Origin of the sequence: Stenotrophomonas sp. AS1 (assembly GCF_048957655.1) — a bacterium.
Lineage (GTDB): Bacteria > Pseudomonadota > Gammaproteobacteria > Xanthomonadales > Xanthomonadaceae > Stenotrophomonas > Stenotrophomonas bentonitica_A.
Map to the genome: position 1 here is coordinate 121,234 of NZ_JARVXM010000009.1, position 21,072 is coordinate 142,305.

At 66.5% G+C, this 21,072-nt stretch carries 16 protein-coding genes; 6 read left to right on the forward strand and 10 right to left on the reverse strand.

Annotated elements, in window-relative coordinates; all coding sequences use genetic code 11:
• Nucleotides 1-116 precede the first annotated feature (116 nt).
• Nucleotides 117-1,136, reverse strand: a complete 1,020-nt coding sequence (locus PV764_RS17675; RefSeq protein ID WP_019184840.1) for a ribonucleotide-diphosphate reductase subunit beta — start codon at nucleotides 1,134-1,136, stop codon at nucleotides 117-119.
• 147 nt (nucleotides 1,137-1,283) lie between these two features.
• Nucleotides 1,284-3,668 carry a ribonucleoside-diphosphate reductase subunit alpha gene (locus PV764_RS17680; RefSeq protein WP_019184841.1) on the reverse strand — a complete coding sequence of 795 codons (2,385 nt, stop codon included), beginning with the start codon at nucleotides 3,666-3,668 and terminating at the stop codon, nucleotides 1,284-1,286.
• Nucleotides 3,669-4,247: 579 nt separating this feature from the next.
• On the opposite strand from PV764_RS17680, the gene PV764_RS17685 reads away from it, so the two are divergent.
• Nucleotides 4,248-5,069 (forward strand): DUF2884 family protein, encoded by an 822-nt coding sequence (locus tag PV764_RS17685; protein ID WP_421117184.1) that lies wholly within the window; start codon nucleotides 4,248-4,250, stop codon nucleotides 5,067-5,069.
• Nucleotides 5,070-5,126: 57 nt separating this feature from the next.
• Here the strand turns inward: PV764_RS17685 and zapE are convergent, their stop codons facing one another.
• Nucleotides 5,127-6,227 carry a cell division protein ZapE gene (gene zapE / locus PV764_RS17690; protein ID WP_421117185.1) on the reverse strand — a complete coding sequence of 367 codons (1,101 nt, stop codon included), beginning with the start codon at nucleotides 6,225-6,227 and terminating at the stop codon, nucleotides 5,127-5,129.
• Nucleotides 6,224-6,910, reverse strand: coding sequence for an alpha/beta hydrolase (locus PV764_RS17695; protein WP_399619822.1), 687 nt, complete (start codon nucleotides 6,908-6,910; stop codon nucleotides 6,224-6,226). The genes zapE and PV764_RS17695 overlap by 4 nt, the downstream gene beginning before the upstream one ends.
• 56 nt (nucleotides 6,911-6,966) lie before the next feature.
• Between PV764_RS17695 and PV764_RS17700 the strand changes: the two genes are divergently transcribed.
• Nucleotides 6,967-7,833: an EamA family transporter gene (locus PV764_RS17700; protein WP_399619819.1), complete on the forward strand. Its 867-nt coding sequence runs from the start codon at nucleotides 6,967-6,969 to the stop codon at nucleotides 7,831-7,833.
• A gap of 83 nt (nucleotides 7,834-7,916) precedes the next feature.
• Here PV764_RS17700 and PV764_RS17705 read toward each other — a convergent pair whose 3' ends face one another.
• The 3 genes from PV764_RS17705 to PV764_RS17715 form a co-directional block, all read right to left on the reverse strand.
• Nucleotides 7,917-9,362 (reverse strand): ExeM/NucH family extracellular endonuclease, encoded by a 1,446-nt coding sequence (locus PV764_RS17705; RefSeq protein WP_399619816.1) that lies wholly within the window; start codon nucleotides 9,360-9,362, stop codon nucleotides 7,917-7,919.
• 94 nt (nucleotides 9,363-9,456) lie between these two features.
• The gene (locus PV764_RS17710; protein WP_019184848.1) at nucleotides 9,457-9,975 is read right to left on the reverse strand and encodes a c-type cytochrome; all 519 of its coding nucleotides are present in this window, start codon (nucleotides 9,973-9,975) and stop codon (nucleotides 9,457-9,459) included.
• Nucleotides 9,976-10,089: 114 nt separating this feature from the next.
• Nucleotides 10,090-10,695: a TetR/AcrR family transcriptional regulator gene (locus PV764_RS17715; RefSeq protein ID WP_019184849.1), complete on the reverse strand. Its 606-nt coding sequence runs from the start codon at nucleotides 10,693-10,695 to the stop codon at nucleotides 10,090-10,092.
• A gap of 146 nt (nucleotides 10,696-10,841) precedes the next feature.
• On the opposite strand from PV764_RS17715, the gene PV764_RS17720 reads away from it, so the two are divergent.
• From PV764_RS17720 to PV764_RS17730, 3 genes are read left to right on the forward strand one after another with little or no spacing between them, the layout of a single operon-like run.
• The gene (locus PV764_RS17720) at nucleotides 10,842-12,005 is read left to right on the forward strand and encodes an isovaleryl-CoA dehydrogenase (protein ID WP_421117186.1); all 1,164 of its coding nucleotides are present in this window, start codon (nucleotides 10,842-10,844) and stop codon (nucleotides 12,003-12,005) included.
• Nucleotides 12,006-12,015: 10 nt separating this feature from the next.
• A complete protein-coding gene (locus PV764_RS17725) occupies nucleotides 12,016-13,626 on the forward strand; it encodes a carboxyl transferase domain-containing protein (protein WP_421117187.1) in 1,611 nt (536 codons plus the stop codon).
• Between the two features lie 55 nt (nucleotides 13,627-13,681).
• A complete protein-coding gene (locus tag PV764_RS17730; RefSeq protein WP_421117188.1) occupies nucleotides 13,682-15,682 on the forward strand; it encodes an acetyl/propionyl/methylcrotonyl-CoA carboxylase subunit alpha in 2,001 nt (666 codons plus the stop codon).
• A gap of 15 nt (nucleotides 15,683-15,697) precedes the next feature.
• Here the strand turns inward: PV764_RS17730 and PV764_RS17735 are convergent, their stop codons facing one another.
• On the reverse strand, nucleotides 15,698-16,876 hold the full coding sequence (locus PV764_RS17735) for a putative peptide maturation dehydrogenase (protein WP_046272362.1): 1,179 nt from the start codon (nucleotides 16,874-16,876) through the stop codon (nucleotides 15,698-15,700).
• A 171-nt stretch (nucleotides 16,877-17,047) separates the two neighbouring features.
• Between PV764_RS17735 and PV764_RS17740 the strand changes: the two genes are divergently transcribed.
• On the forward strand, nucleotides 17,048-17,347 hold the full coding sequence (locus PV764_RS17740) for an NHLP-related RiPP peptide (RefSeq protein WP_399619804.1): 300 nt from the start codon (nucleotides 17,048-17,050) through the stop codon (nucleotides 17,345-17,347).
• Here PV764_RS17740 and PV764_RS17745 read toward each other — a convergent pair.
• A complete protein-coding gene (locus tag PV764_RS17745) occupies nucleotides 17,334-19,868 on the reverse strand; it encodes a putative peptide modification system cyclase (RefSeq protein WP_421117189.1) in 2,535 nt (844 codons plus the stop codon). The two genes, PV764_RS17740 and PV764_RS17745, sit on opposite strands and share 14 nt — an antisense overlap.
• A gap of 13 nt (nucleotides 19,869-19,881) precedes the next feature.
• A complete protein-coding gene (locus PV764_RS17750; RefSeq protein WP_421117190.1) occupies nucleotides 19,882-20,928 on the reverse strand; it encodes a GGDEF domain-containing protein in 1,047 nt (348 codons plus the stop codon).
• Nucleotides 20,929-21,072: the final 144 nt, after the last annotated feature.

Below are 21,072 nucleotides of genomic sequence, written 5' to 3' on the forward strand. Positions count from 1 at the left end.
GAGTGGTGGGGTGGCGCGGATGATACGACAGGGGGGTGGATGGGTCGCGTAGAGCGCAGACGAAAAAGCCCCGGAACAGGTCCGGGGCTCTTCGGAATCACGACGCGAGCGTCAGATCAGAACGACATGTCGAACGACACTTCGCCCTTCACGCCCACCTGGTAGGCCGACGAACGGCGCTCGAAGAAGTTGGTCAACTCCTGCACGTCCTGCAGCTCCATGAAGCTCAGCGGATTGCGCACGTTGTACTTCTTCTCCATGCCCAGGCGATGGAAATGATTGTCCGCGCAATGCTGCAGATACTGGCGCATGTCACGCGTCGAAATGCCTGCCACGCCGCCCGACAGCACGTCCTCGGCGAACTGCACTTCGCACTCGATCGCCTCGGCCAGCATGTCATACACCTGCTGCTTCATCGCATCGTCGAACAGGTCCGGCTCTTCCTCGCGGATCACGTCCACGCACTCGAAGGCGAACTCCATGTGCGCGCTCTCGTCGCGGAACACCCAGTTGGTGCCCGAGGCCAGACCGTTGAGCAGGCCACGCGAACGGAAGTAGTACACGTAGGCGAAAGCTGCAAAGAAGAACAGGCCCTCGATGCACGCCGCAAAGCAGATCTGGTTGAGCAGGAACTGGCGACGCTCGTCACGGGTCTCGATGCGCTTCAGGTTCTGGATCGAGTCGATCCACTTGAAGCAGAAGTCCGCCTTCTTCTTGATCGAGTCGATGTTCTCCACCGCGTCGAACGCCTTGGCGCGCTCGTCCGGATCGGGCAGGTAGTTGTCGAGCAGGGTCAGGTAGAACTGCACGTGCAGCGCTTCTTCGTACAGCTGGCGCGACAGGTACATGCGCGCTTCCGGCGCATTCAGATGCTGATACAGGTTCAGCACCAGATTGTTGGACACGATCGAATCGCCGGTGGCGAAGAACGCGACCAGGCGGTGGATCAGGTGGCGCTCGCCCGGCGACATCTTGCCGTGCAGGTCGCTGATGTCGATCTGGAAGTTGATTTCCTCGACCGTCCAGGTGTTCTTGATGGCGTTGCGATACATGTCATAGAACTGCGGGTAGCGCATCGGGCGCAACGTCAGTTCGAAACCTGGATCGAGCAGCATTTGACGAGGCTTGTCGGCCATGGTGTTTCGTCCTTCTTGGCAACGACCGACCAACGGTCGGTCGCTACCGGATGTGTGATTTTTCCGGCGGAACCGGTGTTCCCGGATAGGCGCCGACGTTGGTCGGCGTACCCGGCGGTGCCGGCCCGGTGGGCCGGCACGCCTTGGTTACTGGCACGCCTCGCAGCTTTCCGGGTTTTCCAGCGAGCAGGCGACGGCTTCGACCGGGGTGTAGCTGCTGACGGTCGTCTTGGCGATCTTGGTCGCCGGACGCGAGCGCAGGTAGTACGTGGTCTTGATGCCCTGCTTCCAGGCGTACATGTACATGGAGGACATCGCGCCGATGTTCGGGCTTTCCATGAACAGGTTGAGCGAGGCGGACTGGTCGATGAATGCGCCGCGGTCGGCGGCCATGTCGATCAGCGAACGCATCGGCAGTTCCCAGGCGGTGCGGTACACGTGGCGCAGCGTTTCCGGGATCTGGGTGATGCCCTGGATCGAGCCTTCGGCCAGCTTGATCGCGTCGCGCATTTCCGGGGTCCAGTGGCCGAGCTTCTTGAGCTCGTTCACCAGGTAACGGTTGACCTGCAGGAAGTCGCCGGACAGCGTTTCGCGCTTGAACAGGTTGGACACCTGCGGCTCGACGCACTCGTAGCAACCGGCGATCGAGGCGATGGTCGCGGTCGGGGCGATCGCGATCAGCAGCGAGTTGCGCAGGCCGTGTTCCTTGATGCGCTCACGCAGGGCATCCCAACGCGCGGTGTCTTCGGGCACCACGTTCCAGGCATCGAACTGCAGCTCGCCGCTGGCCGCACGGGTGTCGGCGAAGGACGGGTGCTTGCCGCGTTCCTGGGCCAGCTCGCACGAGGTTTCCAGGGCGTGGAAGTAGATCGTCTCGGCGATTTTCTTCGACAGCGTACGGGCTTCGGCACTGTCGAAGGCCAGGCGCTTGCGGAAGAACACGTCCTGCAGGCCCATGCAGCCCAGGCCGACCGGACGCCAGCGCAGGTTGCCGCGGCGGGCGGTTTCGATCGGGTAGAAGTTCAGGTCGATCACGCGGTCGAGCTGACGCACGGCCAGGCGCACGGTGTCGGCCAGCTTGTCGAAATCGAACTCGCCGTGACCATCGAAATGATTGCCCAGGTTGATCGAGCCCAGGTTGCACACCGCGGTCTCTTCGGCCGAGGTGATTTCCAGGATTTCGGTGCACAGGTTGGACAGGTGGATCACGTTGCCCGGGCGCAGCGTCTGGTTGCTGGCGCGGTTGCACTTGTCCTTGAACGTCATCCAGCCGTTGCCGGTCTCGGCCAGGGTACGCATCATCCGCGAGTACAGCTTGCGGGCGGAGATCGTGCGCTGGGCCTTGCCCTGGGCTTCGGCCTGCAGGTAGGCCTGCTCGAAGGCTTCGCCGAACAGATCGGTGAACTCGGGCACCACGCTCGGATCGAACAGCGACCATTCCTGGTCGGCCTCCACGCGCTGCATGAACAGGTCCGGCACCCAGTTGGCCAGGTTCAGGTTGTGCGCACGGCGCGATTCGTCACCGGTGTTGTCACGCAGTTCGAGGAAGTCCTCGACGTCGGCGTGCCAGGTTTCCAGGTACACGCAGGCCGCGCCCTTGCGCTTGCCGCCCTGGTTCACTGCGGCGACCGAGGAATCCATGGTCTTCAGCCACGGCACGATGCCGTTGGAATGGCCGTTGGTCGACTTGATCAGCGAACCACGCGAACGCACGCGGCTGTAGCTGACGCCGATGCCGCCGCTGAACTTGGAGAGCTGGGCGATATCACCGTACTTGGCGTAGATCGACTCCAGCGAATCCTGCGGCGAATCCAGCAGGAAGCACGAGGACAGCTGCTCATGCGTGGTGCCGGAGTTGAACAGCGTCGGGCTGGACGGCAGGTAATCCAGGTTGCCCATGCGCTTGTACAGCGCCAGGGTTTCCGGCACGTCTTCGCTCAGCGCGCTGGCGATGCGCAGGAAGAACTGCTGCGGGGTCTCGATCACCTTGCGGGTGTGCGGATGGCGCAGCAGGTAACGGTCGTACAGGGTACGCAGGCCGAAGTAATCGAAATGCAGGTCCAGCGACGGATCGATCGCGTCGTTGAGCTTGCGCGCGTTGACCTGCACGAACTCCAGCAGGCGCGCGTTGATCAGGCCCACTTCGTGGCCGCGGCCAACCGACTGCGAGAACGCATGGATTTCCTGGCCGGACACTTCCTTGGCGATGAAGTTGGCCAGCAGGCGCGCGGCGAGGCGGCCGTATTCGGGTTCTTCACCGATCAGCAGCGCCGAGGTGCGGATGGACAGCTCGTCCAGCTCCTGGGTGGTCGCGCCGTTGTACAGGCCGGAGATGGTGCGGGTCGCAACGCGCATCGGATCCACCGCATGCAGACCTTCGCAGCAGCGCTGTACGGCGCGCACGATCTTGTTCAGGTCCACCAGTTCGGTCGTGCCATTGCGCTTGGTCACGCTCATGGCGGTCGCCGTGGGCGGCGAGGTCAGCAGGAATTCGCTTTCCTTATCGATAGCTGCGCTGGTTTCGGTGCTCACGGCGTTTTCCTCTTGGCGTGATTTGGGGTGGTACAGCGTGGGTCTGCCTGGCAGGCGCCGGAACCGATGCAGAGATGCTCAGGGTGGACTATCGGCGTCGCAGGAGCCGCGACCCGGGCAGGCAAGCCTGCGGGCGGTTCCCCTGCGTCACCGGTCCTCTCCCCCCGGAGAATCCTGCGACCGGCACCACACGCTGTACTTCGTGCGGTTGTCAGTAGGTCTTCAGGCCATCGGCGTGAAGGCGATACGCCCGTCGACTTGTGGTCGGCGGTACCGACGGCCACAAGATAGTGGGGGTACCAGGTGTCGTCAACGCCAAATGTAGTGAATTTCCCTAATCCCTTGCGGCGCAAGGACCGGGCCGGGAAGGCGTCCGACGAACGGTCTGGACCTGTCGAAAGCGAGTGCGCAGTCAAGGCCGAAACGCCGATCCGGGATGCGACGCAGGGGCACGAAAAACGGAACAGCGGGCCTCACGCGACTCTAACGAATGGCCGCCGGTCAGGGTGACTTCCGACCCGCGCCGGGGACGCCCCGGGGTGCCACGCTCCGATGCGTCTCCTTTATATGAACGCGACCATGCGCCTGCCCCTGACCGGCTGTCTGATGTTGGGCCTGACCTTGGCTGGCACCACCGCTGCCGGCGAGAGCAAGGGGCCGGAACTGTCCTCGCGCCAGTGCGGGGTAAGCACCCCTTACAACGTGCTGGTGGACAGCGGCGGGATCTGGCTGCGCAACCGCGACCACGTGCCGGCGGAGATCTTCTTCCACGATGGCGAACTGAACATCGATCGCCAGCCGATCCCGGTCAGCGACGCCGATGCCCAGCGCCTGCGCCAGCTCGAGTGGGGCACCCGCCAGCTGGTGCCTGCCGTGGCCGGGGTGGCCGGGGAGGCCACGGACATCGCCTTCGATGCGCTGGGGGCCACGGTGGAGATCATGACCGGCAGCCGCCGGAAGGCGCGCGAGGTGGAGGGGCTGCGCAGGGATGCCCACGATTACGTTGGCCGTACGCTGGGCCGCGGGATCTGGGAGCAGGATCTGTTCGGCGAACAGTTCGAGGCGCGCATCGAGCAGGCGGCCGAGTCGATGTCGGCCTCGCTTGCCCGCGGGGTGATGTGGACGATGCTGACCGGCGGCTCGGATCGGATCGAGGCGCGCGCCGAGAAGATGGAGGCCGACCTGGAGCGTCGCATGGACGTCCGAGGGCAGGCGCTGGAGGCACAGGCCCGGTCGTTGTGCACCCAGGTGCTGGCGCTGGATGCGATCCAGCAGTCGTTGGAGGTGCGCTACCAGGGCAAGCCGCTGGCGATGATGGTGATGGACCGCGAGAAGGACGCGACCGCGCCGATCGCGCACGAACAGCCGCGCGGGGACGCGCTGGTGTTACCGCCGTTGTAGAGAACATCCACGCATGGCGTGGATCTACATCACGGCCTGTCCGGGCCCGGCGTGGGATTACGCGCGGTGCGGGGTGCCCAGGTACTCGGCGCTCTGCATTTCAATCAGGCGCGAGGCGGTACGTTCGAACGCGCCCTGCAGCCGGACGCCGGAATACAGCCCGACCGGTGAATCGGTCGCGGTGCAGACCAGGTTGACGTGGCGGTCGTACAGCTCGTCGATCAGGTTGACGAAGCGGCGCGCAGCATCTTCGTTGAGCTTGTCGAAGTGCGGGATGTCGCCCAGCAGCACGGTGTTGAACTCGTGCGCGATCTCGATGTAGTCCGACGGGCCGCGCGGGCCTTCGCACAGCGCCTTGAAATCGAACCAGACGATGCTCTTGCCGCGGCCGCGTACCGGAATCTTGCGCGCTTCGATCTCGATGTTGCCCGCCTTGGCCGGCTGCCCACCGCTGAGCTCGGCCCAGCGGCCGGCCAGCCAGGCATCGCTGCCGGCATCGATCGGGGACTGGTACACCGGCGAGCGGGTCAGCGCGCGCATGCGGTAATCTTCGGTGCCTTCGGCGTACAGTTCCACGCAGTAGGTCTGCAGCAGCCCGATCGCGGGCAGGAAGCTGTCGCGCTGCAGGCCGTTGAGGTACAGGTTTTCCACCGCGGTGTTGGAGGTGGTCACCAGGGTCACGCCCTCGGCGAACATGCGCTCGAGCAGGCGCGCCAGCAGCATCGCATCGCCGATATCGGTGACGAAGAACTCGTCGAGCACCAGCACGCGCAGTTTGCTGCGCCATTCCTGGGCGATCTTCGCCAGCGGATCGCTTTGCCCCTGGTGCTCGCGCAGGCGCTCGTGGATGCCGCGCATGAAGCGATGGAAGTGGGTGCGGTACTTCTGCTCGATCGGCAGGCCGTCGTAAAACAGATCGACCAGGAAGGTCTTGCCGCGTCCCACCCCACCCCAGAAGTACAGCCCCTTGACCGGCTCGGGCTTCTTCCAGAATGCGGAAAGGCGATCCAGCCAGCCATCCTGCGCGCTGTCGACCAGCGCGATATGGATGCGGTCCAGCTCGGCCAGGGCCGCGTGCTGGGCCGGGTCGTTCTGCCATTCGCCCCGGGCCACGCCATCGGCGTAGCGCTGCGACGGGGTCATCACGGTGCCGCTCATGCCGCGTCGGGGGCCGCGTCGGGCGCGGGAACCGGCAGCCACTGCTTGACGCCATGGATGAGCGCGCCGCGCAGGTCGACGATCTTGCGGTGGAAGAAGTGGCTGGTATCGGGCATGCGCACCAGTTCATGCGGTGCGTCCAGGCCGTCCAGCCAGTCATAGACCGCCTGCGGATCGACGATCTCGTCTTCCTCACCCTGGATCACCAGCCACTGGGCCGGCGGCTGCATGCCCTCGAAATCCCAGCGCCCGGCCGGCGGTGCGATCGAGATCAACGTGGTCGGCTGCAGGTCGCCCGCCGCGCGCAGCGAGACGTAGGCGCCGAAGCTGAAACCGGCCAGCCACAGCGCCTGGCCCGGCCGCTGCGCACGGACCCAGGCGGCGACGGCCTTGAGGTCGTCCTGCTCGCCCACGCCGTTGTCGAACGTGCCGGCCGAGTCACCGACGCTGCGGAAGTTGAAGCGCACGGTGGCGATGCCCAGGTCGCGCAGCGAGCGCGCGGCCATGGTCACCACCTTGTTGTGCATGCTGCCGCCCTCGGTGGACAGCGGATGGCAGACGATCGCCACCACCGGCTGCACCGCGACACCGGCCTCGGGCAGATCAACCACGACATCCAGCGGACCGACCGGTCCGGCCAGCGTCAGCGCACCGCTTTCTTGGGGAAATGGGGGATTGTGCATGGCGTCATAATACCGTCCCTCCGCGTGCTTCACCGCCGCTCCCGCCGGGTCCGTACATGCACTATCTGGTTTTCAGCGTTTTCTGCAGCGTGCTGGTCTCGGTCCTGCTGAAGCTGGCGCCGCGCCAGCGGCTGGACATGCCGCAGGTGGTGACCTGGAATTATCTGGTCGCCAGCGTGCTCAGCGCGGTGCTGCTGCAGCCCTCGCTGGCCTCGCTGCAGACCCCGCACGCGCCGTGGGCCGCCCTGCTCTGCCTGGCCGTGGCGCTGCCGGCGATCTTCCTGATGATGGCCCGCGCGGTGACCCGCGCCGGGATCGTGCGCAGCGACGTGGCCCAGCGGCTGTCGCTGCTGCTTTCGCTGCTGGCCGCGTTCCTGGTGTTCGGGGAGAGCGCCAACGGCTGGAAGCTGGCCGGCCTGGGGCTGGGCCTGCTGGCGATCCTGGGCATCAGCGTGCGCCCGCGCGCTGGTGCGGCCGAGCCCTCCGGTGGGCGGGCCTGGCCATGGCTGCTGGCGGTGTGGGTGGGCTATGCGCTGGTCGACATCCTGCTCAAGAAGGTGGCGTTGTCGGGCACGCCCTCGATGGCTGCGCTGCTGGCCAGTTTCAGCCTGGCCTTCGTGCTGATGTTCCTGCTGCAGTTGTGGCGCCACCTGCGCGGCATCGCCCGCCTGCAGTGGCGCAACGGGGTCGGCGGCGCCCTGCTCGGCCTGCTCAACTTCGGCAATATCCTGTTCTACGTGCGCGCCCACCAGCACCTGCCGGACAGCCCGGCGGTGGTATTTGCCGGCATGAACATCGGCGTGGTGGTGCTGGGTGCGCTGGTGGGCATCGTCGGTTTCGGCGAGCGCACCAGTGTGTGGAACCGGGTGGGCCTGGCGTTGGCCGTGGTGGCGATCGGGTTGATCGCGTGGGGCACGTGGTAACTGGTTGATGCGGTGCCGGCCAGCGGCCGGCACTACCCGGGCAACGCGACGGTGGCCGGGCGTGCCGGCGCACCCGCGCGGTATCAGCGATCAAACCCCAGCAGCAGCGGATCATGGTCCGAGCTGCGCCACGGGCCCGCTTCGTTGCGGTCGCGGTAGCCCACATCGTCGGCTTCATCGGCGTTGATGTGCCACTCTGCCGCCGCACGCAGGCGCTTGGCCATGCCCGGGCTCAACAGCGCGTGATCCAACCGGCCGGTCATGCCGTTGTAGACGTAGCTGTAAGGCCGTTCGACCTTCGCCACGGCGAACGCATCGCGCCAGCCGGCGGCGTGCAGGGTGCGGATCGGATCTTCCATGGCGTAGGCGTTGAAGTCGCCCAGCAGCACCGCATCGCGGGTGCCGGCACCGGTCGGGTCGGTCGCCAGCCACTGGTCCAGCAGCGTGGCCGAGGCGACCCGGGTGGCATTCCAGCAGGCCTGGCCGTCCTTCTGATCGGCATCGGCGCCGGTCGCTTCCGAGCAACCCTTGGATTTGAAATGATTGGCCACGACCACGAACGGTGCGCCCTTGCCCGCACGGAAGGCCTGCGCCAGCGGCACGCGGCTGCGTTCGCCGAAGGGCTCCTTCTCCAGCACGGCGGGGGCGCCGACCGGGGTCACGCGCGTGGCGCGGTAGATGATACCGACCCGGATCGGGTTGTCACCGGGGCCCTGCTTCGCGTTGATGAAACGCCAGTCGGCACCCTGGCCCCGGTCCGCATTGAGCGCATCGACCAGCTGGGCAATCGCCGACTGCGGGCCGTAGCCATCGTTCTCCAGTTCCATCAGCGCGGCGACATCGGCACCCAGGGCGTTGATGGTGGCGACCAGCTTGGCTTTCTGCGCCTGGTGTTCGGCCAGGGTGCGCGCACCACGCAGGGTCGGGTAACCACCGCCCTGGCCGTCGCCATTGAAGAAGTTCTCCAGATTGAACGCGGCCACGTGCAGGGCGCCAGCCACCACCGGGACTGCCGGGCGCTCCAGTGCCGGCAGGTTCAGGGGACGGCTCACCTGCAGACGCGTGTTGCCCTTGGGATCGATACGGACGACGCCTTCCACATTGCGCAGGACCATGCCGGTGCGCAGGTTCGCCGCCGCCGGCAGGTAGGCCACCGGCCCGGGGTCGCGGGCGTCGCTGCCATCGTCGAGCACCAGCCGGCGGTGCAGGTTGTCGGCCACCACCTGCGCGTGCCCCGCAGTACCGGGCGCGGCCACTTCGCTCGGCTGCCAGAGGCGGCCGCCGAAGGCCACGGTCAGCTCACCGAAGCGCGAGAGGCCATCGGTGCCGGCCAGGGTCAGCGGCGCGGCGATGCGGACCTGCTGGCCATCCAGCGTGCGCCAGTCGGTGGGCGGCGCGGTCAGGGTGACCGTGGCCGACGAGGTCGGCGCCGGACGCACCTGCGGCGAGGTGGCGGGCTGCGGCTGGGCGGCATGGACCGCGCCGGACAACGCCAGCGCGAGAGCGAACACGAGGGGGGTACGGCGCATCGGAAGCAGGACTCCAGGGAAGTGCGACAAGGCTAACCACATAACGTGAAACGCCGCCCTTCGGCGGCGTCGGTGACCTGATCCGGCAAAGCCGTTATTTCAGGTTGGCCAGCATCCAGTCGACCGTGGCATGGATCTGCTCTTCGGTCAGCGCCGGATTACCGCCCTTGGGCGGCATGATGCCACCGTCCGGGCCGGTATAGCCCTCCACCGCGTGCTTGTAGAGCGTGTCCTTGCCCTGGGCGATGCGCGCATCCCAATGGCTGTGGTCCAGGGTCGGCGCATTGCCGACGCCATTGGTATGGCAGGCGGTGCAGAGGTTGTCGAAGATCACCTTGCCGTCGGTGGTGCCGCCGTAGGCGACCTGCGAGGCGGCTTTGACCAGCGCGGCGGCATGGGCGGCAGCCTGCGCGGCGGCACCGGTGCTGCCGGCGTAGACCGCACCGGCCGGCGCGATGCGCTGCTCGGTGCGCTTGGCCGCCATCGGCGAGACTTCAGGGGGAATGCTGGTGTGCAGGTAGGCCGCGAAGATGATCAGGCCAAGTGTGATGGCCATCAGCAGCGCGATGACCATGGAGAAGCGTTTCAGGAACTCGAGGTCGTAATTCCGCACTCTCTATACCCCTGGCTGGTAGTCGTTGGACCACGGCTTGTCGGCCGAGTATGACCAGCGTCGGCGGCGCTGCGCAAGCGACCCGCCGGTGTCGCAATGCAGCATCGGCGCGAGTCAGGCGCCGGCGGCACGCAGGCAGAAAATGCAGATCGACTCGACCAGCGCATCTTCATCGCCGTGCGCGTCGCGGCTGAGTGCGGTCGGGCCGACCAGCGCCTCGGTGAACGCGCCCACGATGCAGGCTGCGGCCACATGGGTGTCCTGCGGCGGGAAGGTGCCTGCTTCCACGCCATCGGCGACGATGCGCCGGAACACGTCGCCGAACAGGCGCCGGCAGCGGATGCGCTCGGCTTCCACTTCCGGATCCACCGGCTCGGCGATGAAGGCATAGGCCAGCCCGGGGCCGGCCAGCGCGCGGCGCACGAAGGCGGTGATCGCCCGGCGCAGGCGCTCGGGCGCGGGCAACGGCTCTGCCGCGATCGCCTCGAAGATGCGCAGCTCGTGGTCCACCGCGGCCGTCAGCACCTCCACGAACAGCTCGGCCTTGGAAGGAAAGTGCCGGTAGATCAGCCCGGTGGACACCCCGGCCTCGGCCGCCACGGCGGTCACCGGCGCATTGCGGTAGCCGCCGGCGGCCACCAGCGCACGGGTCGCCAGCAGGATGCGTTCACGGGCGCCGGCAAGGCGTTCTTCCATCAGGGCGGAGCGTTTATAGGCCATTTTTTGATTCTATGTTCAATTTTTGAATTTGTGTTCACTTCTTTGTCGAACCCGGCTACGCTGGGGGTACATCGCCCGCGGGACGGCCCTGTCAGCCCGTCCATCCCTCCCGGCGCGTCCCATCCCTTGTTGTTGCGGAGTCGCCCATGCACGTCCCGACCATGAACTTCGATCTCGGCGAAGAGATCGACCTGCTGCGCCAGAGCGTGGCCCATTTTGCCTCCGCTGAAATCGCCCCGCTGGCGGCCAAGGCCGACGAAGAGAATCTGTTCCCCAATGCGCTGTGGCGCAAGCTCGGCGAGCAGGGCCTGCTCGGCCTGACCGTGGAAGAGGAATACGGCGGCAGCGGCATGGGCTACCTCGCGCACGTGGTGGCGATGGAAGAGATCTCGCGTGCCTCCGGTAGCATCGCGCTGTCCTACGGTGCGCACTCCAACCTGTGCGTGAACCAGCTGCGCAAGAACGGCAACGAAGACCAGAAGCAGCGCTACCTGCCCGGCCTGTGCAGCGGCGAGCTGGTCGGCGCGCTGGCGATGAGCGAGCCCGGCGCCGGCTCGGACGTGGTCTCGATGAAGCTGCGCGCGGACAAGCGTGGCGATCACTACGTGCTCAACGGCAACAAGATGTGGATCACCAACGGCCCGGATGCCGATGTGCTGGTGGTCTACGCCAAGACCGATCCGGATGCGGGTGCCAAGGGCATCACCGCGTTCCTGATCGAGAAGGGCATGAAGGGCTTCTCCACCGCACAGAAGCTGGACAAGCTGGGCATGCGCGGCTCCAACACCTGCGAGCTGGTGTTCGAGGATTGCGAAGTGCCCGAAGCCAACGTGCTTGGCGTGGTCGGCGGTGGCGTCAAGGTGCTGATGTCCGGCCTGGACTATGAGCGCGTGGTGCTGTCCGGTGGCCCGCTCGGCCTGATGGCTGCGGCGATGGACGTGGTGATGCCGTACGTGCACGAGCGCAAGCAGTTCGGCGAGGCGATCGGCACCTTCCAGCTGATCCAGGCCAAGCTGGCCGACATGTACGTGGGCCTCAACGCCTGCCGCGCCTATGTCTACGCGGTGGCCCGCGCCTGCGACCAGGGCCGCACCACGCGCCAGGACGCGGCCGGCGCGATCCTGTATTCGGCTGAGAAGGCCACCTGGCTGACCGGGCAGGCGATCCAGATCCTGGGCGGCAACGGCTACATCAACGAGTACCCGACCGGACGGCTGTGGCGCGATGCCAAGCTGTATGAGATCGGCGCCGGCACCTCGGAGATCCGCCGCATGCTGATCGGCCGCGAACTGTTCCAGCGCACCAAGTAAGGGCCCTGCCATGACCGTATTGAGCACCCAGCTGCAACCGGGCAGCGACACCTTCGAGGCCAACCGCGCCGCGCTGCAGGCGGTGGTCGACGACCTGCGCGCCACCCTGGCGCAGACCGCGCTGGGCGGCAGCGAAGCGGCACGCGCAAAGCACACCGCGCGCGGCAAACTGCTGGTGCGCGACCGCATCGATGCCCTGCTCGACCCGGGCAGCGCCTTCCTGGAAATCGCCCCGCTGGCCGCGCACGGCATGTATGGCGACCCGATCCCCAGCGCCGGCGTTGTCGCCGGCATCGGCCGGGTTTCCGGGGTGGAGTGCGTGATCGTGGCCAACGATGCCACGGTCAAGGGTGGCACCTACTACCCGATGACGGTCAAGAAGCATCTGCGCGCGCAGGAAGTGGCCGAGCAGAACCGCCTGCCCTGCATCTACCTGGTGGATTCCGGCGGCGCATTCCTGCCGCTGCAGGACGAGGTGTTCCCGGACCGCGACCATTTCGGCCGGATCTTCTACAACCAGGCCAACCTGTCCGCGCAGGGCATTCCGCAGATCGCCTGCGTGATGGGCAGCTGCACCGCCGGTGGCGCCTACGTGCCGGCGATGAGCGATGAAACGGTGATCGTGCGCGAGCAGGGCACCATCTTCCTCGGCGGCCCGCCGCTGGTGAAAGCGGCCACCGGTGAAGTGGTCACGGCCGAAGAACTGGGCGGTGCCGATGTGCACACGCGCATTTCCGGCGTGGCCGACCACATGGCCGACAACGACCTGCAGGCGCTGGCCCGGGTCCGCGCGATCATCGCCCAGCTCAACTGGCGCAAGCCCGAGCCGGCGCTGGCGGTGCAGGCTCCGGTGGAACCGCGGCATCCGGCCCACGAGCTGTACGGCGTGATTCCGGACGATACGCGCAAGCCGTACGACGTGCGCGAAGTGATCCTGCGCCTGGTCGACGATTCGCGCTTCGATGAGTTCAAGCCGCGCTACGGCAACACTCTGGTCACCGGCTTTGCGCATCTGCACGGCTACCCGGTGGGCATCATCGCCAACAACGGCATCCTGTTCTCCGAGTCCGCGCTGAAGGGCGCGCACTTCATCGAACTGTGCACGCAGCGCGGCATTCCGCTGGTGTTCCTGCAGAACATCACCGGCTTCATGGTCGGCCGCAAGTACGAGCACGGCGGCATCGCCAAGGACGGGGCCAAGCTGGTGATGGCCGTGGCCTGCGCCAAGGTGCCCAAGTTCACCGTGGTGATCGGCGGCTCGTTCGGCGCCGGCAACTACGGCATGTGCGGCCGTGCCTATTCGCCTAACTTCCTGTGGATGTGGCCGAACGCACGCATCGGCGTGATGGGCGGCGAGCAGGCCGCCAGCGTGCTGGCCACGGTCAAGCGCGATGGCATCGAAGCCAAGGGCGGGCAGTGGTCGGCCGAGGAAGAAGACGGCTTCAAGGCGCCGATCCGCGAGCAGTTCGAATCGCAGGGCCACCCGTACTACGCCAGCGCCCGGCTCTGGGATGACGGCGTGATCGATCCGGCCGACACCCGTCGTGTGCTGGGCCTGGCGCTGTCGGCCAGCCTCAACGCCCCGGCGAAGAAGACCGACTTCGGCGTGTTCCGCATGTAATGCACGGGCGGTGCCGCCCGGCACCGCCGCCCCTGGCCCGCGCAACGAGACCACCATGTTCACCAAGATCCTGATCGCCAACCGTGGCGAAATCGCCTGCCGCGTCATCGCTACCTGCCAGCGCCTGGGCATCGCCACCGTCGCGGTGTACTCCGACGCCGACCGCAACGCGCGCCACGTGCGCCTGGCCGACGAGGCCATTGCGATCGGCCCGGCACCGGCGCGTGAGAGCTACCTGCGCGGCGACGCCATCCTGGCCGCCGCCCGCCGCACCGGCGCGCAGGCGATCCATCCCGGCTACGGCTTCCTCTCGGAGAACGCCGGCTTCGCGCAGGCCTGCGCCGAGGCGGGCATCGTCTTCATCGGCCCTTCCGCCGCGGCGATCCGCGCGATGGGCGACAAGAGCGCGGCCAAGGCGCTGATGCAGCAGGCCGGCGTGCCGCTGACCCCGGGCTACCACGGCGACGAGCAGATCCCCGAGTTCCTGCGCAAGCAGGCCGACAGCATCGGCTATCCGGTGCTGATCAAGGCCAGTGCCGGCGGCGGTGGCAAGGGCATGCGCCGCGTGGACGACAGCGCGACCTTCACCGAGGCGCTGGCCAGCTGCCAGCGTGAGGCGCAGTCGGCGTTCGGCAACGCACACGTGCTGGTGGAGAAGTATGTCGAGCGCCCGCGCCACATCGAGATCCAGGTGTTCGGCGACAGCCATGGCAACGTGGTGTACCTGTTCGAGCGCGACTGCTCGGTGCAGCGCCGCCATCAGAAGGTGCTCGAAGAAGCGCCTGCCCCCGGCATGACGCCCGAGCGCCGCGCGGCGATGGGCAAGGCCGCGGTCGATGCCGCGCGCGCGGTCAACTACGTCGGCGCGGGCACGGTGGAGTTCATCGCCGGCCCCGATGGCGATTTCTACTTCATGGAAATGAACACCCGCCTGCAGGTAGAGCACCCGGTCACCGAGTGCATCACCGGCACCGACCTGGTGGAATGGCAGCTGCGCGTGGCCAGCGGTGAACCGCTGCCGCTGCAGCAGGATCAGCTGCAGATCCGCGGGCATGCACTGGAAGCCCGCCTGTACGCCGAAGACGCCGAGCGCGGTTTCCTGCCCTCCACCGGCACCCTGCGCTACCTGCGCCTGCCGGCCAACACCGCGCACGTGCGCGTGGATGCCGGTGTCGAGCAGGGCGATGCGATCACTCCGTTCTACGACCCGATGATCGCCAAGCTGATCGTCTGGGACGTCGACCGCGATGCCGCGCTGCGCCGCATGCAGCAGGCGCTGGCCGAGTGCGAAGTGGTTGGCGTGACCACCAATGCCGCCTTCCTGCGCCGGCTGGTGATGACCGATTCGTTTACCCAGGCCAAGCTGGACACCGCGCTGATCGAGCGCGAGCAGGCCGCCCTCACCCCCAACGACAACGACAGCGATCCGGCACTCTGGGCGCTCGCCGCGATCGCCGGCGTGGCCACCAGCGAGGCTGCCAGCCGTGATGCGCGTGACCCGCACTCGCCGTGGCAGGCCCAGGATGGCTGGCGCCTGGGCGCGGCCGCCGCACGCGCGCTGACGCTGGAGCACCGGGGTGCCCAGCGCAGCGTGACCGTGCAGGGCGCGGGCACGGGCACGGGCGAACAGTGGACCGTCCACATGGACGGCAACGCGCTGCAGGGCAGCGGCCGCCTGGCGGGTGATGCACTGCGCGTACAGATCGGCGAGCAGCTGCACCGCGCCACCGTCATCCGCGACGGCAACGAGCTGTACCTGTTCGGCAGCGAAGGCGTGCAGCGCTTCACCCTGCATGATCCGGTCAGCGAAGCGGACCAGTCCGTTGCCGATGCCGGCAGCCTGGTCGCGCCGATGCCGGGTCGTATCGTGGCCACGCTGGTGGCACCGGGCACGGCGGTCAAACGCGGCGCGCCGCTGCTGGTGCTGGAAGCGATGAAGATGGAGCACACGCTGCAGGCGCCGGCCGATGGCACCGTGCAGGGCTACCGGGTGAAAGCCGGAGACCAGGTGGGCGATGGGGCGGTGCTGGTGGATTTCGAGGCGGACGGGGCCTGAGCCCCGCTCGTCCGCTCAGCCAACCCGCTGCCAGACCTGCTCCAGTGGATCAAGCTCGGCTGTCTGCATGTGCTGGCCGCGCCAGCCGAACCCGCAGACCGCCAGCGCTCCCTGCCGGATAGGATCCAGGCCAAAGCCGCGCTCGAGGTGCTTTTCATTGATCGCACCGGTGATGAACGCCCCCAGGCCCAGGTCGGTCGCAGATAGGTACAGCGTCTGCGACAGGTGCCCCGCCTCCAGAGTCACGACCCGGTATCCCTTGGCGTGGCGGCGGTACTTCCAGAACGTTCGATCGAAGCGTGGGACCAGGGCGACCAAGCAATGTGCATTGGCAAACCAGTGCTGCTGGCCGACGCTCTCCATGATGAAGTCGCGCAGTGGCCGTTCCGGGTCCGGCAGGGGCACCAGGTCGTGGCTATCGGCACGGTACCGGTAGAGGCCCGGGCGCACGCCGTCCACGTTCTGCACGACCAGATAGGCCTCGATGGGGTGGAGGCCCCCGCCGGAGGGACTGTTCTTCTTGTGGAAAACCAGGTCCGGTCCCACTCTTACCTGTGACTGGGCGCCAAATACTCTTGCCAGCATCCGGGTGAACATGGGTAACGGCAGGACGCGGGAATCGTCGAAGTTCCTGCAGGTTGCGCGCCGCAGCAGCAGCGCATCGAACTCCGTCGGCTCGGTGTGCGGCAACACGATCGCCTCGACTTCACCGCGTGTCGCGGTGTTCGCTGGCGGCGGACCAAGTACCTCGCGCATTCCCTTGGCCGTATCGGTGCCGCCATCCACGGTGTTCTTGACCGCATCCACGGCATCCCAGCGGGTGAATGCGTGCAGGATGGCCGCCAGAGGATGCCAGTGACTGTCGCGCAGGCGCTGGTCATTGGCCAAATGCACTGCCGCGGTGCTGTCGGTTTCCGATTGCTCGAGCAGCACCAGCCCGGCATCGACCAAGGCAGCCTGCTCATCACCGTGCATCCCGATGCTGTCGGCCCAAACCCATTGGCTCGGACCGAGCACGCCCAGCAGATCGCGCTGACGGGGGCTGACCGGCACCGGTCCATCCAGGTGGGGGGCCAAAGCCATCCACCCCAGGCTGCGAACCATTCCATTGCCGCCGCTGAGCAGACTCTGCAACTGGAACTCCACTGTTTCGCGTGGCTCGAACAACACGACTTCGCAGCGACGTATCCGCACTGTGGGACTCTCCGACTTCACCGGCACCGCGCCGTCGTCCTGCCATATCGGCACGGGACGTCCAATCTGTACCGACTCAACGAGTGCTAAAGCCTGGTCGATCGCGGTCGATGTTGCTCTCTGATCCGTGCTCTCGCGGCTCCCAAACCGATTCGATTGAAGGAAGTAGCCATGTCGTTGCCGCCCCTGGAACCCGCCATCGCCCTGGCCTTGATTTGCCGCCTGGGAACCGATGATACGTTCCGTGCACTGTTCGCCTCCGATCCCGCCGCCGCGCTGGTGGAGATCGGCATGTCCACCGCAGACGCTGCGGCGCTCGGTGTCTGCTGCGAAGTCAATGAGCTTGCCGCCAAGAGCGACATTCTGGCGGCCAAACAGGAGCTGCAGGACATGTTCACGTCGCTGCAGAATCAGACCGTTCCGGCACTGGACGCCAACCCGGCAGGCACCCACACGCTCAAGGGTCCGTAAGCAGGTCCGCGGCGGCAAGCCCAGCAACACGCTTGCCACCGCGCAACTCTGCCGCAATACGGCTGGCGGCATTGCTGTCGGTAATGTTCATCGCCTGCATGCAATACCCGCAATCCAGTTCGGCATACGCCATGCCACGATTGCTGCGGAGAAAATCCGCCTGTGCCAGGGCCTCGCTGTTCCTCCCCAATGCACGCAGCGTATTCATCGCCGCGACGCGTGTCTGGAATCTGGACGTATCGCGCAGGAAAGGCTGTAGCTTCTGCATGGCCGCAGGCGCGTCGCCGGTCAGGCGGAGGCGTTCGGCGGCGACCACTGCCCGCATTTCGTCCAGTGCAGTCGCACCACCGGCATCACGGCCGCTGTGGATCACGCCCAGCACGCGGCTGCTGGTGTCCATGTCGCCCATGCGGGCAGCCAACAGTGCCGTGCCCATGGCCATCATGGCATCTTCGCTGGCGTCCGGATTGCCCTTGTCAGCCAATCGCTTCAATGCACTGTCCGCTGCTGCGCGCACATTCTTCAGCGCAGCTTCGCGGTTGCCAGCCGCCCATTGCACCGTCGCCTGTGGCAGCAGATACAACTGGCGATCAAAACCTGTTTCGCCCGCCATCGCACTGACGCCCGCAGCCGCCTCTGCTTCGGCACGTTGCCACTGGCCGCGATCCGCCGCAATGGAAATCCGCTCCACACCCGCGTGCCGGTTGCGGGTGGATTGGGCCAGGTGCTTATCTGCTTCAGCATAGTTGCGCTCGCTCGCCGCAACAGCAGCGAGATAGCGATGGCTGGCGGTACGGCCACCAGCAACAGCCGTTTCCAGCGCGCGTCGCGCGCCAGCCTGGTCGCCCTTGGCCAAGGCGATGCGCCCCAGTTGGTCATAGGCGATATTGGAGAGCTCAAAACGGCTGTCCGCTGCGCGGCTGGCATAGGTGAACGCCTCTGCGTAGCGGTTGTCGGTATATAGCCAGATAGCGGCATTGTGCTGCGCCGAGAAATAATCCGGATAAAGGCTCGCCAGCTGCATCCAGGCATCGGCGGCCTTGGACTGATCGGTCAACGTGGTGAACCATGCGTCCAGATACAGCTCTTCGCGAGCCGGCAGTCTGTACGACAGCGACTTCAGGCGACGCACCACTGCCAGGGCGCCAGGCTTGTCGACATCGGCAACGCGCGCACGCACCTGGCCCATCCACGCAAGGGCGAAATTCGGATCCAGCTGGACAGACCGCTCATACATGGCCAGGGCCCCCCGGTAGTCTCCCTCGCCGTAACGGCGCTGGCCAAGCGCGTACGCACGCAATGCATCCAGGCTCGAGGTGGTGACCAGCGGCAACGGCATCGAGTCGACCTTGAGCCTGGCTTTGCCTTCTCCCAACTGATCGCGCAGCCGTGTCGTGACCTGGTCGATCGAACCAAGAAGCGACTGCACACCTTCACCGTCGGCAGAGGCAACCGCCAGGGTTTGCTGTGAATGCGGTTCAAGCACCTCTACGCTGATCCGCGCGCGCCCGCCCATCTCGCTGACGGTCGGCAGCAGGACCAGCTGGGCGCCCGCGCGCAGCGCGACTTCGGATGCAGAGGTCGCATCCAGTGGTGCGCCTGGCTGCCGGCGCATCAACTCCATGATGCCGCGCGCCTTCATGTCACTCAGCACGTTGACGTGCCGGGACTGTTCCAGGCTGATTCGGAATGCCTGCTGCAACGAATCATCCAGAACCACATTGCCCGTCAGGTTGCGCACGTCGCCGATGACCACCCAATCCCGTTCGGCAAAGGCGATGGCCGGCTCCGGACGCAGCAGCATCCACGCACCCACACCGGCCACGACCACCAACAGTACCTCGGCAGCCAAAGCCGCCGGCTGCCGCCACAACGGAAGGTCGCGCCGCGCCTTCGCATTACCGCGCGGCATCCGCAGCGGTGCGAACCCGATTTCACCTACCTCGAACACCTCTTGTCTGGCCGGCACTCCCTTGAACCGCCAGCGGCCGTGCGACCTCCACAGCAGCTGTTCACCGCGCTCGCCCAGTTCACCGGTGGCGCGATGGGTCAATGATTCGGCCACCGCCGAGAGCAGTATCTGTCCTGGCCGCGCCAAGGTCATGAGCCGTGCGGCCATCGGCTTGGCCAGGCCCTCCACCTCCAGCGACTTGGCGCCCACCTTGATCGCTTCGGGACTGTTCTCCCACGTCAGCACTTCGCCCACATGCAGGCCTGCGCGCGCACGCAGCACGATGTTGCGTTGCTTGCCGATCTCCTGCAGGCCGCGTTGGTAATCCAGCGCAAACCCCAACGCATCGATCGCACGATCAAACAGCAGGAACAGCCCGTCGGAGCGGTCGATCTGATGACCATTCCACTGCTGCTGCAGCGTCAACACCAACCGGTCGTGCTGCTGGAACAGTTCCGCCGCCGCCGCATCACCGATGCGCTCCACCAGGATCAACGAGTCGCACAGATCGGTGAACAGCAGTGCCCGCATCTGCGGGGCCTGGGTCGACGTTCCGTTGTCGCCGTTCATGCCGATCTCCCGATCAGGGGGTGGCGGTCGCTGATCGCGACCAGTGCAATCGGTTGCCGCCCAGCCGTTTGGCCTGGTACAGCGCATTGTCGGCGCGAGCGTACCACTCGCTCCAATCGGTCTGCGGGTCGATCAGGCAGACCCCGATGCTGACCGGGCACACGTGCGGCACGCCGTGGGCGCGGCCGATCAGGCCATGCACCGCGCTGAGAATGAACTCGGCGGCGTGCTGCAGGCTGTCCTGGTCGGCGCTGCGCAGCAGCAGGCAGAATTCGTCGCCGCCCAGCCGGCAGGCCACGTCCGGCTCGGTGGCCACCGAGCGCAGGATGTTGGCCACGCTCTGCAGCACGCGGTCGCCGGCCTGGTGGCCGTGCACATCGTTGACCTGCTTGAACTGGTCGCAGTCGATCAGCAGCAGGCCCTGCGGCGCGCTGTTTTCCTGCGCACGGCAGTCCTGCAGGTAGAGCGCCAGGCCACGCCGGTTGTGCAGGCCGGTCAGCTCGTCGGTGCGCACCAGCTCGCGGGTGTGGGTGAGCTGGTGGGTGGTGACGTAGAGGTTGTCCAGCGCGGTTTCGAGATCGTGGTTGCGGCGGCGCAGCTGGCGGATCAGCACCTGCTCGTTGCTCACCACTCGCATGATCGTGCGGCGCAGGAAGTAGGCCAGCAGGCCAGGGTCGCGGTCGACCAGACGCTGGAAATCGTCGTGGTCCAGTTCCAGCACGATGCTGTCCTGGACCGCACGCGCGCCGGCCGTGCGCTGGTGGTCGCCGATCAGCAGGCCCAGCTCGCCGAAGAATTCATTGGGACCGAGTGACTTCACGACGAGGTCTTCGCCGAAGTCCAGTTCGATGCAGCCGCTGACGATCACGTACATCGTGTTGCCGGCGTGGCCGCGATGGAACAGATGGGTGCCTGAGGGCAGCTTGCGTTGCCGGCCGAATTCGGAGAACAATGCGGACTCGCCGTTGCTCAGGATGGCGTGCACGATCTCAGCCATCGCCTTTCGGTCGATGTCTGATTCCTGTTCGCACATGATCGCCGCCGCACCCTTGCCGGTCATTTCCGAACACCCGCTTTTCAGCGTCCCCCTGGTGAGCGATGGAGGATAGCACTCCTCAAAACTGTGCGCCCTATCCCATTTCCGACTTTTACCCCCCAAGATCGTGAAAACACGCGCGTTCTACCGCGTCTGACGATGTGAAGA

Coding starts and splice junctions, on each gene's coding strand:
- PV764_RS17675 (WP_019184840.1), bottom strand. CDS start 1,136: ATGGCCGACAAGCCTCGTCAAATGCTGCTCGATCCAGGTTTCGAACTG.
- PV764_RS17685 (WP_421117184.1), top strand. CDS start 4,248: ATGCGCCTGCCCCTGACCGGCTGTCTGATGTTGGGCCTGACCTTGGCT.
- zapE (WP_421117185.1), bottom strand. CDS start 6,227: ATGAGCGGCACCGTGATGACCCCGTCGCAGCGCTACGCCGATGGCGTG.
- PV764_RS17695 (WP_399619822.1), bottom strand. CDS start 6,910: ATGCACAATCCCCCATTTCCCCAAGAAAGCGGTGCGCTGACGCTGGCC.
- PV764_RS17700 (WP_399619819.1), top strand. CDS start 6,967: ATGCACTATCTGGTTTTCAGCGTTTTCTGCAGCGTGCTGGTCTCGGTC.
- PV764_RS17705 (WP_399619816.1), bottom strand. CDS start 9,362: ATGCGCCGTACCCCCCTCGTGTTCGCTCTCGCGCTGGCGTTGTCCGGC.
- PV764_RS17715 (WP_019184849.1), bottom strand. CDS start 10,695: ATGGCCTATAAACGCTCCGCCCTGATGGAAGAACGCCTTGCCGGCGCC.
- PV764_RS17720 (WP_421117186.1), top strand. CDS start 10,842: ATGCACGTCCCGACCATGAACTTCGATCTCGGCGAAGAGATCGACCTG.
- PV764_RS17725 (WP_421117187.1), top strand. CDS start 12,016: ATGACCGTATTGAGCACCCAGCTGCAACCGGGCAGCGACACCTTCGAG.
- PV764_RS17730 (WP_421117188.1), top strand. CDS start 13,682: ATGTTCACCAAGATCCTGATCGCCAACCGTGGCGAAATCGCCTGCCGC.
- PV764_RS17740 (WP_399619804.1), top strand. CDS start 17,048: ATGTCGTTGCCGCCCCTGGAACCCGCCATCGCCCTGGCCTTGATTTGC.
- PV764_RS17745 (WP_421117189.1), bottom strand. CDS start 19,868: ATGAACGGCGACAACGGAACGTCGACCCAGGCCCCGCAGATGCGGGCA.
- PV764_RS17750 (WP_421117190.1), bottom strand. CDS start 20,928: ATGACCGGCAAGGGTGCGGCGGCGATCATGTGCGAACAGGAATCAGAC.